This is a genomic window from Pseudomonas sp. Pseusp3 (assembly GCF_047304225.1).
Classification (GTDB): Bacteria; Pseudomonadota; Gammaproteobacteria; order Pseudomonadales; family Pseudomonadaceae; genus Aquipseudomonas; species Aquipseudomonas fluorescens_CD.
Window position 1 is genome coordinate 1 of the sequence record NZ_JBGLYV010000072.1, and the last position, 12,772, is coordinate 12,772.

Annotated in this window: 12 protein-coding genes; 4 read left to right on the plus strand and 8 right to left on the minus strand. The window is 59.2% G+C overall.

The features are described 5' to 3' along the window. From gnd to ACCD00_RS21690, 3 genes are all read left to right on the plus strand, one after another. Positions 1 to 795, plus strand: a 795-nt coding sequence (gene gnd / locus ACCD00_RS21680) for a phosphogluconate dehydrogenase (NAD(+)-dependent, decarboxylating) (RefSeq protein WP_413427465.1), incomplete at its 5' end; no start/stop codon positions are given. Beyond that, on the plus strand, positions 792 to 2,306 hold the full coding sequence (zwf, locus tag ACCD00_RS21685; protein ID WP_413427466.1) for a glucose-6-phosphate dehydrogenase: 1,515 nt from the start codon (positions 792 to 794) through the stop codon (positions 2,304 to 2,306). The genes gnd and zwf, both read left to right, overlap by 4 nt. Beyond that, positions 2,303 to 3,124, plus strand: coding sequence for an HAD family hydrolase (locus ACCD00_RS21690; protein ID WP_413427467.1), 822 nt, complete (start codon positions 2,303 to 2,305; stop codon positions 3,122 to 3,124). Before zwf ends, ACCD00_RS21690 begins: the two co-directional genes overlap by 4 nt. Positions 3,125 to 3,269: 145 nt before the next feature. Here ACCD00_RS21690 and nhaB read toward each other — a convergent pair whose 3' ends face one another. The 3 genes from nhaB to ACCD00_RS21705 form a co-directional block, all read right to left on the minus strand. Next, positions 3,270 to 4,772 (minus strand): sodium/proton antiporter NhaB, encoded by a 1,503-nt coding sequence (gene nhaB, locus ACCD00_RS21695; protein WP_413427468.1) that lies wholly within the window; start codon positions 4,770 to 4,772, stop codon positions 3,270 to 3,272. Positions 4,773 to 4,850: 78 nt separating this feature from the next. Next, positions 4,851 to 6,140, minus strand: coding sequence for a hypothetical protein (locus tag ACCD00_RS21700; RefSeq protein ID WP_413427469.1), 1,290 nt, complete (start codon positions 6,138 to 6,140; stop codon positions 4,851 to 4,853). Between the two features lie 286 nt (positions 6,141 to 6,426). Beyond that, entirely contained in the window at positions 6,427 to 6,693 is a 267-nt protein-coding gene (locus ACCD00_RS21705) for a hypothetical protein (RefSeq protein ID WP_007983639.1), read from the minus strand. Between the two features lie 342 nt (positions 6,694 to 7,035). Between ACCD00_RS21705 and ACCD00_RS21710 the strand changes: the two genes are divergently transcribed. Beyond that, the gene (locus tag ACCD00_RS21710) at positions 7,036 to 8,361 is read left to right on the plus strand and encodes a sigma 54-interacting transcriptional regulator (protein WP_413427470.1); all 1,326 of its coding nucleotides are present in this window, start codon (positions 7,036 to 7,038) and stop codon (positions 8,359 to 8,361) included. A gap of 55 nt (positions 8,362 to 8,416) precedes the next feature. Here the strand turns inward: ACCD00_RS21710 and ACCD00_RS21715 are convergent, their stop codons facing one another. The 5 genes from ACCD00_RS21715 to ACCD00_RS21735 all read right to left on the minus strand — a co-directional run bounded on the left by ACCD00_RS21715 (position 8,417) and on the right by ACCD00_RS21735 (position 12,771). Beyond that, positions 8,417 to 9,724 (minus strand): hypothetical protein, encoded by a 1,308-nt coding sequence (locus ACCD00_RS21715; RefSeq protein WP_413427471.1) that lies wholly within the window; start codon positions 9,722 to 9,724, stop codon positions 8,417 to 8,419. A gap of 46 nt (positions 9,725 to 9,770) precedes the next feature. Continuing rightward, positions 9,771 to 10,532 carry a hypothetical protein gene (locus ACCD00_RS21720; RefSeq protein WP_413427472.1) on the minus strand — a complete coding sequence of 254 codons (762 nt, stop codon included), beginning with the start codon at positions 10,530 to 10,532 and terminating at the stop codon, positions 9,771 to 9,773. Positions 10,533 to 10,558: 26 nt separating this feature from the next. Next, positions 10,559 to 11,239 (minus strand): C39 family peptidase, encoded by a 681-nt coding sequence (locus ACCD00_RS21725; RefSeq protein ID WP_413427473.1) that lies wholly within the window; start codon positions 11,237 to 11,239, stop codon positions 10,559 to 10,561. A gap of 61 nt (positions 11,240 to 11,300) precedes the next feature. Next, a complete protein-coding gene (locus ACCD00_RS21730; RefSeq protein WP_413427474.1) occupies positions 11,301 to 12,128 on the minus strand; it encodes a heme utilization protein in 828 nt (275 codons plus the stop codon). A gap of 64 nt (positions 12,129 to 12,192) precedes the next feature. After that, positions 12,193 to 12,771, minus strand: a complete 579-nt coding sequence (locus ACCD00_RS21735) for an adhesin (protein ID WP_413427475.1) — start codon at positions 12,769 to 12,771, stop codon at positions 12,193 to 12,195. Position 12,772: the final 1 nt, after the last annotated feature.

Below are 12,772 nucleotides of genomic sequence, written 5' to 3' on the forward strand. Positions count from 1 at the left end.
GTCTGGGTCATGCTGCCGGCCGGCGCGCCGACCGAAGAGACCATCGACACCCTGAGCACCTTGCTCGAACCCGGCGACACCATCATCGACGGCGGCAACACCTTCTATAAGGACGATATCCGCCGGGCGAAAACCCTGTCGGAAAAAGGCCTGCATTACATCGATGTCGGTACCTCCGGCGGCGTCTGGGGCCTGGAGCGCGGTTACTGCATGATGATCGGCGGCGATGCCGAGACCGTCAGGCGCCTTGACCCGCTGTTCGCAACCCTGGCCCCGGGCCTGGGCGACATCCCGCGCACCAAGGACCGCAAGTCCGACGACGATCGTGCCGAGCGTGGCTACATTCACGCCGGTCCCGCCGGTGCCGGGCATTTCGTGAAAATGATCCACAACGGCATCGAATACGGAATGATGCAGGCCTTCGCCGAAGGCTTCGACATCCTGCAAACCAAAAACAGTGAGAGCCTGCAACAAGACCAGCGCTTCGACCTGAACGTCGCCGACATCGCCGAAGTCTGGCGTCGTGGCAGCGTGGTGTCTTCGTGGTTGCTCGACCTGACCGCCGACGCCCTGGCCAGTGATCCGAAACTCGACGGCTTTTCCGGCTCCGTGGCCGACAGCGGTGAAGGTCGCTGGACCATCGAAGCCGCGATGGAGCAAGCGGTGCCGGTGCCGGTGCTGTCGAACTCGCTGTTCTCCCGCTACCGCTCCCGTGGGCAAGGTACCTTTGGCGACAAGATTCTCTCGGCCCAGCGCTTCGGCTTCGGCGGCCATGTGGAGACCTCGAAAAAATGACCCATGCGATCCGCAGGAAATCCAAGGCCGAGCCCGCACCACCGACGACGCTGTTTCTGTTTGGCGCCCACGGTGACCTGGTCAAGCGTCTGTTGGTACCGGCGCTGTATAACCTCAAGCGCAACGGCTTACTCGGGGATGGACTGCGGATCATCGGCGTTGACCACAACGCCATCAGCGATGAAGGCTTTGCGCAAAAGCTCGAAGACTTCATTCAGAACGAGATGGCTGGCAAGGGCGACCACACCCTTGATCCAGCGCTCTGGTCCAAACTTGCCAAAGGCATCAGCTACGTCCAGGGCGACTTCCTGGACGCCAGCACTTATCAAGCGCTGGCGGCGAAAATCGCCGACAGCGGAACCGGCAATGCGGTGTTCTACCTGGCTACCGCGCCGCGTTTCTTCAGTGAAGTGGCACGCCGCCTCGGTGCCGCCGGCTTGCTGGAGGAAACCCCCGAGGCTTTCAGAAGGGTCGTGATCGAAAAGCCCTTCGGCTCCGACTTGCAAACGGCCGAGGCCTTGAACGCCTGCCTGCTCAAGGTGATGACGGAAAAGCAGATCTACAGGATCGATCATTACCTGGGCAAGGAGACCGTACAGAACATTCTGGTCAGCCGGTTCTCCAACAGCCTGTTCGAAGCGTTCTGGAACAATCACTACATCGATCACGTGCAGATCACTGCCGCCGAAACCGTCGGCGTGGAAACCCGTGGCAGTTTTTATGAGCACACCGGCGCGCTACGGGACATGGTGCCCAATCACCTGTTCCAGTTGCTCGCGATGGTGGCGATGGAGCCTCCCGCCGCGTTTGGCGCCGATGCGGTCCGTGGCGAAAAAGCCAAGGTCGTCGGTGCGATCAGGCCCTGGACGGTCGAGGAGGCCCGCGCCAACTCGGTGCGCGGCCAATACGCCGCAGGCGAGATCGACGGCAAGGCACTGCCGGGTTATCGCCAGGAAGACAGGGTCGCGCCCGACAGCAATACCGAAACCTATGTGGCCCTCAAGGTCATGATCGACAATTGGCGCTGGGTCGGGGTGCCGTTCTACCTGCGTACCGGCAAGCGCATGAGCGTGCGCGACACCGAGATCGTGATTTGCTTCAAACCGGCGCCCTATGCGCAGTTCCGCGATACCGAGGTCGATGAGTTGCAACCGACCTATTTGCGCATTCAGATCCAGCCCAACGAAGGCATGTGGTTCGACCTGTTGGCCAAGCGGCCCGGTCAGGCCCTGAAGATGGACAACATCGAGCTGGGGTTTGCCTACAAGGACTTCTTTGAGATGCAGCCATCCACCGGCTACGAAACCCTGATCTACGATTGCCTGACAGGCGATCAGACGTTGTTCCAGCGCGCCGACAACATCGAAAACGGCTGGCGCGCCGTACAGCCGTTCCTGGATGCCTGGCAGCAGGATTCCAGCGTGCAGAGCTATGCCGCCGGGGAAAACGGTCCCAAGGCCGGCGAAGAATTGCTCATCCGTGACGGTCGCGTCTGGCACCGTCTCGGATGAAGGAGGCCACGCAACGCCCCATTGGTTTTTTGCTCAGTGACATGGACGGCACGTTGCTGCTGCCCGATCATGGCCTGAGTCAGCGCACCATCGACGCCGTCCGCTCGTTGCGCGAGGCGGGTGTACTGTTCAGTCTGGCCACTGGCCGGCCACCCAAGGCCATGTTGCAAGTCATTGAAGCCCTGGGCGTCGACCTGCCGACGGCGGCCTTCAATGGCGGGACGCTGGTCAATCCGGACGGCAGTATTCTGGTTGCGCACTATTTGCCGGCTACTGCCGCATTAACCACATTGACGCTGCTTTGCGGCCTGCCAGAGGTTGAGGTCTGGGTGTTCAGTGGCGGCGACTGGCTGGTCAAGGATGCGAACGGCCCGATGGTGCCTCGTGAGCAACACGGCTTGGGGTACCCGCCGGTGGTGGTCGACAGTTTCGAACCCTATCTGGAGCGCATCGACAAGATCGTTGCCGCGAGCAACAACACCGGATTGTTGATCGAGCTCGAAGCGCGGCTGCTACAGCAGGTAGTAGGCCAGGCACAGGTGTCGCGCTCCCAACCGGTGTATCTGGATGTGACCGCCATGCAAGCCAACAAGGGAGAGGCATTGGTGACGCTGGCCAGGCATCTCGGTGTGCCGCTGGAACAGACGGCGGCGATAGGGGATGGCGGCAATGACCCGGCAATGTTTCAGGTTGCCGGGCTGTCGATTGCCATGGGGCAGGCGGAGGATGCGGTGCGGCGCCAGGCCGATGTGGTCACCGGTGCCAATACCGAAGACGGTGCTGCGCAGGCAATCGAGCAATACATCCTCCCTCGATAACAACGCAAAACCCCTGTGGGAGCGGCGGTGCGGCGATCCGACTTGCTCGCGAATGCGGTGTGTCAGATACATCAATGTTGACTGACACACCGCATTCGCGAGCAAGTCGGATCGCCGCACCGCCGCTCCCATATTCTGTTTCGGGTCAGAGCCAGTAGCTCACTGCATACCACCCGAGCAAGCCCATCACCACGGTGTAAGGCAACGCCATCCAGACCATTCGCCCATAAGACAGGCGCACCAGCGGTGCGATCGCCGAGGTCAGCAGGAACAGGAACGCCGCCTGACCGTTGGGCGTCGCCACGCTCGGCAGGTTGGTGCCGGTATTGATCGCAATGGCCAGCGTCTCGAAATGCTCACGGGTCATCTCACCCGCCATGAATGCACGCTTCACTTCAGTGATGTAGATGGTTGCCACGAACACGTTGTCGCTGATGGCGGACAACAGGCCGTTGGCAATGAACAGCATGCCCGGCTGTTGGTCCGCTGGCAGTGTCAGCACCCAGTGGATCAGTGGGGCGAACAGTTGCTGATCGTGAATCACCGCGACGACGGCGAAAAACACCACCAACAACGCGGTGAACGGCATGGCGTCCTTGAACGCGGTGCCAAGGCGGTGTTCGTCGGTGATGCCGGTAAAGGCGGTGATCAATACGATCACCATCAGGCCGATCAAGCCCACTTCGGCGATGTGGAACGCCAGCCCGGCAATCAGAATCAATGCGGCAACGCCTTGCACCAGAAGCGCTGCACGTTGGCGAGTGGTGCGCTCGGCATTGTCTTCGGCGGCGTAGTTGGCCAGCACCGCACGGACGTTATCCGGCAGCAGCGTGCCGTATCCGAACCAGCGCAGCTTTTCCAGCAGGACACACGTTACCAGCCCGGTAACCAGTACCGGCAGGGATACCGGCGCAACCCGGGTAAAGAACTCGGAGAAGTGCCAGCCCATTTCATGGCCGATCAGCAGGTTCTGCGGTTCGCCGACCAGCGTGCAAACACCGCCCAGAGCAGTGCCCACGGCACCGTGCATCAGCAGGCTGCGCAGAAAGGCGCGGAACTGTTCGAGATCCCCCTGGTGCAGGGTAGGCAGATGCTGGTCGTCGCTGAACTCGCTGTCCTGACGCGGATCGTTACCCGAGGCAACGCGGTGATACACCGAGTAAAAGCCTACGGCGGCACTGATAATCACGGCGGTCACGGTCAGGGCATCGAGGAACGCCGACAGAAAGGCTGACAAAAAGCAGAACATCAGGGCCAGCAGGGCCTTGGAGCGAACCCCCAACAGCAGGCGCGAGAACAGGTACAGCAACAAGTCCTTCATGAAATAGATACCGGCCACCATGAACATCAGCAGCAGGATCACCGGGAAGTTGTGCAACAACTCCTCGTACAACGCCTGGGGCGTAGTCATTTTCAGCAACAGGGCTTCAATCAGCAACAGGCCGCCGGGCATCAGCGGATAACACTTGAGTGCCATGGCCAGGGTGAAGATGAACTCCAGCACCAGTAGCCAGCCGGCAGCCATCGGGCCTGCGGCCCACAGCACCAGGGCATTGAGAATCAGAAAGCCGACGATGCAGGCCTTGTACCAACGGGGCGAGTTCCCGAGAAAGTTGTGTGCGAACGCCTGGGCCATTGAGCCGGACATCGGCTGCTCCTTGTTTTAAGAAGCGCGCAAGTTGCCGCAAGCAGCCTGGAAGATCAAGCGCAGTACTACTGCATCGGTTCAGCCCAGATATCGCGTGACTACTGCCTTGTAACTGCCATGCAACGAATAGCCACCAGCCACGATGTTGCCATCGGCCTGCACCGCGACACAGGTGGCAGTATCCAGGCTGGGGCCGAGGCGGCTCCGCACAAAGCCGCGGCCTGCACCAAAGCGGGGATCGAGATGGCCATTGGGCAGGTACCGTCCGACAATGAAGTCTGCCTCAACGCCGCCGATGGTCGCGCCCGCCGTGATCAAACGGCCATCGGGCTGTAATTGCGCGGCACTCCACTGGCAGCCGCTGCGGCCAATTTCCAGGCATCGCGGGTGGCCGCTGTTGCAGTGGTTGTCGGGGCGGCCGTTGCTGTGCATTTTAAAGGTCAGGCAATGCATCGGCTCATGACTGCTGCCCACACACAGGATATCGCCAGTGTGTTGCTGGACCACCTGACTGACTTGGGCACCATGCCCATGCGCCTTGAACGTCATGAATCCATCCACGGCAAAGCTCTCGTCGAGGCGCCCATCCGGGTGATAGCGGGCCAGCAAGCCTTCTTCAGGGAAGTTGATCGATCCACCCACCAGAATCCGACCGTCGCGTTGAACGGTCAGGCTGCTGAGCCAGGTATTCACCAGCAGGTGCCGTACCACGACAAAGCCGTTGCCATTGAACGAGCAGTCCAGCGAGCCTTCGACATCCAGCCGTATCAACAGGCCCACGTGATCGGCCAGTTCGTAGTAATGGTTGGCCAGGACCAGGATCCGGCCGTCTTGCTGTACGTCCACATCGCAGGCTTCTGCGCCTGGCACACCGGGAGGCAGCCAGATATCACGCATGCCCAGGGAAAGACCGCCAGGCAATCGTACGACGCGCTGGCCATTATCGCCAAAGCCGTGAACCAGATTGCCCCGCTGATCCAGCAATGCGAGGGCCGGGAGCGTGTGGTGCGCGTTTTCGTAGTGCAGACCGGCCAACAGGATATTGCCGTCGGGCATGACCACAACCTTGGCGCCCATGGCTTCGAATCCCGGTTCGAATTGCCCGATGATGCTGCCTTGCTTACCGAACGCGAGGTCCGCGGAACCATCCTCCAGCAAGCGGGCCAGGCCAAAGCGGCAGCCATCGGCCATGGTGACCTTCGCAGCCACCAGCAAACGGCCCTGGGCATCGATTGCGACGTCGTTGGCAATGCTGGAAAGGCTGTCGGCGAAATACACCTGGGTTTTGCCATTGGCGGCAAACGTTGCATCGAGGGTGCCGGCGGTTTTCCGGGTGGTGGGGTAGGCAATAGCGGGCCGGATTGACATGAACCGCATCTCCTTGCGAGTCGTCCGGATCCAGAAGTTTGGGTGGCGACGTAATAAGGAGACTATTCAATCCCTGAATGGGGAGATGCACAACAGTGAGAAGTAACAGACGGAGAGTCGCTGTGTGCCACAACAGTGTCTTTTCGAACCAATAGCGAGCCTGCGAAGTACCGGGTGCGTAAAAGTTCGAACTTGCGGAGGTAATCAGTGCGGATGGGCGAGAGCGTTCAGCCCAACTAATGACAGGGGGAGGGTGCGGATTACCCCGGGGTAATCCGCAAAACGATTAGTGCGGCATCGACCACGACTGCAGTGTGTAACCTTCCTGGCTCAATTCGGCGCGGGCCTGTTCCAGCAGCAGTTCGAGTTGTGCCGGATCGGAATAAGCGCTGCTTGGAATCTGCTTGCGGCCAATGCTGGTGCTGGTGCGGTCGATAACGGTCAGGCTGAGTTCGCCATTACCGTCTTGTGGAGCCCAGGCCACGCATTTGAATGGTTTAAATGCGCGGTCGGCAATCAGAAGTGCTTCGTTGATACGCAGCGGGGCGTTCATAGGGTCTTCTCTCAGTTTGCCCAATCAAGTGATGTGCCAACGGTTGGGCTTACCGTTCAGCTGGTTACTTGTACTGATGCCCGCAACCGGGGGTTGGGTCACACACAATCAAAAGAATTTTCCACTTTATTTCATATACTCAAGTATGAGCCTGACATTGAAAGCTGAATGAAAGGAAAGAGTCGTTAGGTAACTATCAAAAGTGCTTCTTATAACCGGTTTTATGACAACGCTATAGTCAAACAGTTCAAGGGCCTGTCAAATTCTTGCTAATGTTACAGCCAGGTCCGCCAAACGACTGTTTTTAATAAATTTTCTTAAATTTGGCGCCAAGGAACAGTCATGAGCGATGCGCCTGCTTTACGACGTTTACTAGTGGTGGACCCCTGCGACGATTGCCATCGTCTGATCCCCGGATTGCGGGCTATCGGTTGGGACGTTGATAGCTGCACGCTGGAGAACGCCGCTGACCGATCCTGTGACGTGGGTTTGTTACGCTTGCAGCCCTTTCACCTACAGCACCCGGAAGCTGTCAAAGCGTTGATCAGCCGCAGTGGCACCGAGTGGATAGCCGTACTCAATCAGGAAGTGCTGCGACTGCAAAATGTCGGCGACTTTGTCTGTGAATGGTTTTTTGACTTTCATACCTTGCCATTCGATGTGTCCCGGGTCCAGGTAACATTGGGGCGCGCGTTTGGCATGGCGCGCTTGCGCGGGCAGGGCACGGTCTATGTCGACCAGCCCGAGCACGAATTGCTGGGCGACAGCAAGCCTATTCGTGAGCTGCGAAAGCTGTTGAGCAAACTGGCTCCGACCGAATCTCCGGTGTTGATTCGGGGTGAAAGCGGCACTGGCAAGGAACTGGTCGCACGAACCCTGCATCGTCAGTCCCAGCGTCACAACAAACCCTTCATTGCGATCAATTGTGGTGCGATTCCCGAACATTTGATCCAGTCCGAGCTGTTTGGCCATGAGAAAGGTGCATTCACCGGCGCGCACCAGCGCAAGGTCGGACGGATAGAAGCCGCCAACGGTGGCACCCTGTTTCTCGACGAGATTGGTGACCTGCCACTGGAGTTGCAGGCCAACCTGTTGCGGTTCCTCCAGGAAAAACACATCGAGCGGGTGGGTGGCAGTCAGCTGATTCCGGTGGATGTTCGGGTTCTGGCGGCAACACATACCGACCTTGAAGCCGCCATCGAGAAGAAGCGCTTTCGCGAAGACTTGTATTACCGCTTGAACGTACTGCAAGTGGCAACCGTTCCGCTGCGCGAGCGCCATGGCGACCTGGCGACGCTGGCCAACCACTTCTCCCATCTCTACAGCCATGAAACCGGGCGCCGCCCGCGCAGTTTCAGCGAAGACGCATTGATTGCCATGGGCAAACACGACTGGCCAGGCAATGTTCGCGAACTGGCCAACCGCGTTCGTCGCGGACTGGTGTTGGCCGAAGGCAGGCAGATCGAGGCCCGCGATCTGGGGTTGATCAGCCAGCATACAATCGCCGCGCCGATGGGGACCCTCGAAGAATACAAGTCCCGGGCCGAACGCCAGGCGTTGTGTGATGTATTGAATCGCCACAGCGATAACCTGAGTGTCGCCGCCAAAGTATTGGGTGTGTCGCGACCGACCTTCTATCGCTTGTTGCACAAGCACCAGATTCGCTGAACCGCAGCCTGAAAAAACCGTTGCGATTGCAATTGCAGCGGTTTTTTTGTTCGGGTCAGAAGTAGTAAGGGAGTTTCAGGCTGAACTGGAAGTCCGGGGCATCGTCCGTCATGCCGATGGACAGGTTGGGGACGATGGTCAGATTGTCGGTGGCCGCAATGGTCATGCCGATGTTGAAGTAGCCGGCGTTGGCATCGCTGGACACCACCGATTGCCAATCCCCGCCATCTTCCTTGAGCTTGCTTTTGCGTTGCACCAGGTCAGAGACCGAGAACGACATACTCATCTTTTCGTTCAAGGCGAACGCAATACCGGCGCCGATCTGGAAACTGTCGCCAATGCGGACTTTGCCCGGTGTCTTGACCGCCGGGTTGGAGCTGATGTCGTCGAAAGACTCTTCCAGGTTGTGCGTGTAGGACAGGCTGCCGAACAGCACTGCCGGATCGAACGTCTTGACCAGAGAGATCCCCGGCGTAATCGACCAGACGCCGTTACCGGTAGGCAAGGACTCAGGCACGGCCAGGTTGGAGTTATCGGCCGCCCGAATCAGCTTGATGCCGAACGGGTCTTTGCCGGTTGGTGCCTTGACGCGCAAGGTCACCACGGCATCCGGCGTGCTGGCCGATTCGTCGAGGAATTTGTAGGCGATACCGAAGTTGACGTCACCAATGGTCGGGTCTTCCTTGACCGTATCTTCGGTCGTGACGTTGGCGGTGCCGTTGTTGCCGCCACCGGACTGGTACGTGGATTGGCGGTAGACCACCGGCACGTTCAGGTCGAATTGCCAGCGATTGTTGAAGTTGTAGCGGCCGGTGAGGTCAAGCGTCCAGGTGTCGGCCTTGATCCGGTCCAGGTTGATGGAGCCCAGGAAGATCGAGTCCAGGGCGAGAAAGCCGTTGAGGATCAGTTGGCGGGTATCGTATCGGGAGTAGGTTATTCCGGTTTCGAAGCTGAACTTGCCACCGCCGAAGAATCCGCTGGCCTCGTCATACAGGTTTGAAACGCTTTGCGCCGGTTGAGAGTCATCGGCCAGCGATTGTCCATAAGAGCTGCCGCTGCCCCCGGCGGCGCCCCCTGAAGCCGCCGCGGCGCCGGTGCCGGTGGCGACTTTTGGATTGCCTTTGAGGTCCGCTGGCGACTTGGCCAGGCGTTTAGGGGGGGGCGCAGCGGGTTGGTCTTCGACCTGGCGGACCCGTTGTTCGAGAACCGCCAAGGCTTTTTGCTGTACTTCGTATCGCTGCTTCAACTCCAGAAGCTCTTGTTTGAGAGCCTCCATTTCCGGGTCAGGTGCTGCCTGCAACATCGCCGCGGGGAGTAGAGCACTCAAGCATGCAACTGCACGCAGTGATACTGATCGGTACATGAAATAAGCCGTCCATTTGTGCCCAATGCTCGAGACTCAGCGTAGTTCAATACCCCAGGGTCCGTAATGCAGTGAGTTGGTTCAGGTTGCAGTCCAATACACTGGCACTCGGGCCATTATTGTTGAGCACTACGTTGAGTTGAGTCATGTTGTCGACCACGTTGCTGCTGCCCAGCAACCGGGTATTTTGCAGCAACCCGCCTTGGGCGACCTGTTGCAGGCTTGAGCCCTGGTTATTGTTGGCAGTAATGGCCATCTGAACTCCGCCGCCCGTCGCGGACACGGCGACACTGCCTGCGGCATTGCCGCCGGTAATGGTTTGACCGGCTATCAGCGCCTGCCCCTGGCTCGGCACCAGTGCCGGGGCCGTGCTGGCCTCTTTGACGTTGATGGCGATGTTGTTGTTTGAGCTGTTGCCATCGCCTGCGGCCCGTGTGACCTGGGTGATGCCCCGAGAGGTGTTGAGTCCGGCGCCACCCGTCACGTTACCGGTACCCTCGTTGTGCGAACGGCCTTTACCGGATTGTTTGATGGTCGAAACATAGAACTCGGGCTTGACCGTTTCGGCCTGGAGTTGCATCGAGGAGGATGCCCCGATCAGATCACCACTGGCGTTGCGCCAGGTACTGCTCATGACGACTCCGAAACTGATGATCCGCCCCGGCATAACATACCGGCCACGCAACTCGGCCAGTTCCTGGTCCTTGAGTTCGATGGGCCTGAATTCATCAGCAAAACCTGATGTGGTCGCTGCCAGACAGGCGGCGACCACCCAATACGAGGTTTTCATTTGCTGCTCCCGGAGCATCCTGCCCCCTATCATCTTGTTGGCGATTAAAAGAAGTCGCTCTGTATGAAGCCAAAATCCATCAATTCAGCGTCTTTGACCGGGTTGAAATTATCCATCTTGTTCTTGGCTGTCAGCGGTTCCGGCGGGCTGCGTAACGCATTGGACTTGTCGTAACCGGGACCGACGATGGCGAAGACAATGCCATTCCAGCCTTTGACAAAGTCATCATGGGAGTAGCGTTTGTGACCAAGTACCGGGTCGCCGATATAGACCCAGTTCCTGTCCGCCCGCTGCAACACCACGAAGTGCTTGTAGCCGCGAATTTCCATCAGTACCACCACCGGAATCGTCACTGAATCGAGTCTTTCAGGCGGGATTTTGTAGCCTCGGGCGCGCATGCCGATGCTTTCTATGTAGCGCTTCATGTCCAGCATGGAAAAACCCTGGGTACGTACAAGGTCCTGGTCGGCGTAGACCAGCATGCCTTTGATGATGTGCTCCTCATCGACGTCGAGCCAATAGGCCTGGCGCAGTATCGTTGCCAGCGCGGCGGCGCCACAGCTGAAATCGGTTTTCTGTTCGACGATGTCGCTGAACTTGCGCTCGCGCAAACTCTGTACGTGCTTGTACACCAGCACGCCACCCGGCAGGGCCGCAACCGGCATCTGTGCGGCCTGGGTCAGGCCAGACAGGCAGAGCAGGGCGAAAAGGGCCGTCTTACGCATGGACGATACGCCTCCAGACCGAGGAAAAGCGTCGTCGCCGAGGCTTTCATGACGGTCGCGATTATGGGCATGATTTGCAGCCTGCGGCGATGGACAGCGAGTTGCTTTGCTGGTTGCCGACGCCGGACGATACGTTGGCTCCGCCGTTGCCGGAGAAGCTGTTCATCGAGCCCGTGATCGAAGCATTGTTGGTTACAGGAGGTCTCCAGCCTTCTGGCGTCATCACTTGTTGTGTGGTTATGCCGGACAGACCGAGTACACCTACGGGTACGAAATCAGTCCTGGCGTTGTTGGTGACTTTCAGCCCGGACGTGCTTTGGTTCGCCGCCGCCGCGGCTACTGCTACACGGCCGCCGGAAACGGCAATCGCCAGGTTGTTTTTCTGTTGGTTGAAGTCGCCGGTGGTCACGTTGATGCCGATGTTGCCGGAACCGCTGTTGCCAGCGTTATTGAGCGTTGTGTTGTTGGTGTTGGAGTGGTTCCTGGCGGTGTTGCCGGTGCTCTTCTGAGTCGCGCTGGAGACGGTGACGGCGGAGCCGAAGATGAAGGCTTCGTCAGCCGTGGCAAGGGCGGCGGCGTTGTCTTGCTGGTTGCCGTTACCGGCTGCAACGTTGGCGCCCATGTTGCCGTTGGAGTTGTTCAGGGAGTTATCGATTTCGGCGTCGTTTTTGGTGCCCCGGTTCACTACCCCGCTGTCACTGCTTTCCTGCGAGTCCAGCACGGCGGCCCCGGCGCCTGCGGTAATCTGCAGAATCTGATCCAGCGATGGGCCATTAGGCGGTTGGTTGCTGCCCTGTCCATTGCCCTGCACGGGATCAGCCTGGGCTGCGAATGCCATCACTGCTGCCAGGGCGAAAGCCAGTGGTTTGAGAGCAGTTATCGGGTTCATGGTGATTCTCCGTGCTCATTAGTTGGTCAAGTGTTGGTACTTCCCCATTCGCACTGTATCGGGGTCAGTCAGAGACCCGGATACTCAGGGTGTTAGCCATTCGGTTCCCCACCCCGGCACTCTGGTTCACCTGGATCACGCCCCGGCTGCCGGTGAAGGCCTGGTCGCTTGTCACGACCTGGCGACTGCCGTTTGGGGTGCCAGTTGCTCCCGAGTTCGGTAGCAACGCCACGTTCTGTTGAGAAAGAGCACTGTCGTCGATGGCTTGCGGTGCAGCGCCGATGCTGATGCGCAGGGCGTTGACCATCTGGCTGTTCGCCCCGGCGCCCTGGTTGACGCCCAGCACGCCGCTGCCATTGCTGAAGGCGGTGCCGCCGATAGTGGCCGTCGCATCCATCGACGGATTGGCGGGCGTGGTGATTTTCTGCTGGACACTGGTGGTCGCACCGGCTTCGGTACCAATGGCGATCGCGCGGACGTTGGCCTGCTGCTGTTGATCACCCGCCGCCTGGTTGACGCTGAAGTTGCCTCGGTATTTAGTGCCGGAATCCTGGATGGAGGCGTTGTTCATTGAACGGACGCCCGAGTCGGCCATCACGCCGGTGCATCCGAGCAGGGCAAGTAACAGGAGGGAACGACTCATC

Excerpts from the sequence above, each read along its gene's own strand:
- nhaB (WP_413427468.1), bottom strand. The coding sequence starts at position 4,772 with ATGTCCGGCTCAATGGCCCAGGCGTTCGCACACAACTTTCTCGGGAAC.
- ACCD00_RS21720 (WP_413427472.1), bottom strand. The coding sequence starts at position 10,532 with ATGCTCCGGGAGCAGCAAATGAAAACCTCGTATTGGGTGGTCGCCGCC.
- ACCD00_RS21715 (WP_413427471.1), bottom strand. The coding sequence starts at position 9,724 with ATGTACCGATCAGTATCACTGCGTGCAGTTGCATGCTTGAGTGCTCTA.
- ACCD00_RS21730 (WP_413427474.1), bottom strand. The coding sequence starts at position 12,128 with ATGAACCCGATAACTGCTCTCAAACCACTGGCTTTCGCCCTGGCAGCA.
- ACCD00_RS21690 (WP_413427467.1), top strand. The coding sequence starts at position 2,303 with ATGAAGGAGGCCACGCAACGCCCCATTGGTTTTTTGCTCAGTGACATG.
- zwf (WP_413427466.1), top strand. The coding sequence starts at position 792 with ATGACCCATGCGATCCGCAGGAAATCCAAGGCCGAGCCCGCACCACCG.
- ACCD00_RS21725 (WP_413427473.1), bottom strand. The coding sequence starts at position 11,239 with ATGCGTAAGACGGCCCTTTTCGCCCTGCTCTGCCTGTCTGGCCTGACC.
- ACCD00_RS21700 (WP_413427469.1), bottom strand. The coding sequence starts at position 6,140 with ATGTCAATCCGGCCCGCTATTGCCTACCCCACCACCCGGAAAACCGCC.
- ACCD00_RS21710 (WP_413427470.1), top strand. The coding sequence starts at position 7,036 with ATGAGCGATGCGCCTGCTTTACGACGTTTACTAGTGGTGGACCCCTGC.
- ACCD00_RS21735 (WP_413427475.1), bottom strand. The coding sequence starts at position 12,771 with ATGAGTCGTTCCCTCCTGTTACTTGCCCTGCTCGGATGCACCGGCGTG.
- ACCD00_RS21705 (WP_007983639.1), bottom strand. The coding sequence starts at position 6,693 with ATGAACGCCCCGCTGCGTATCAACGAAGCACTTCTGATTGCCGACCGC.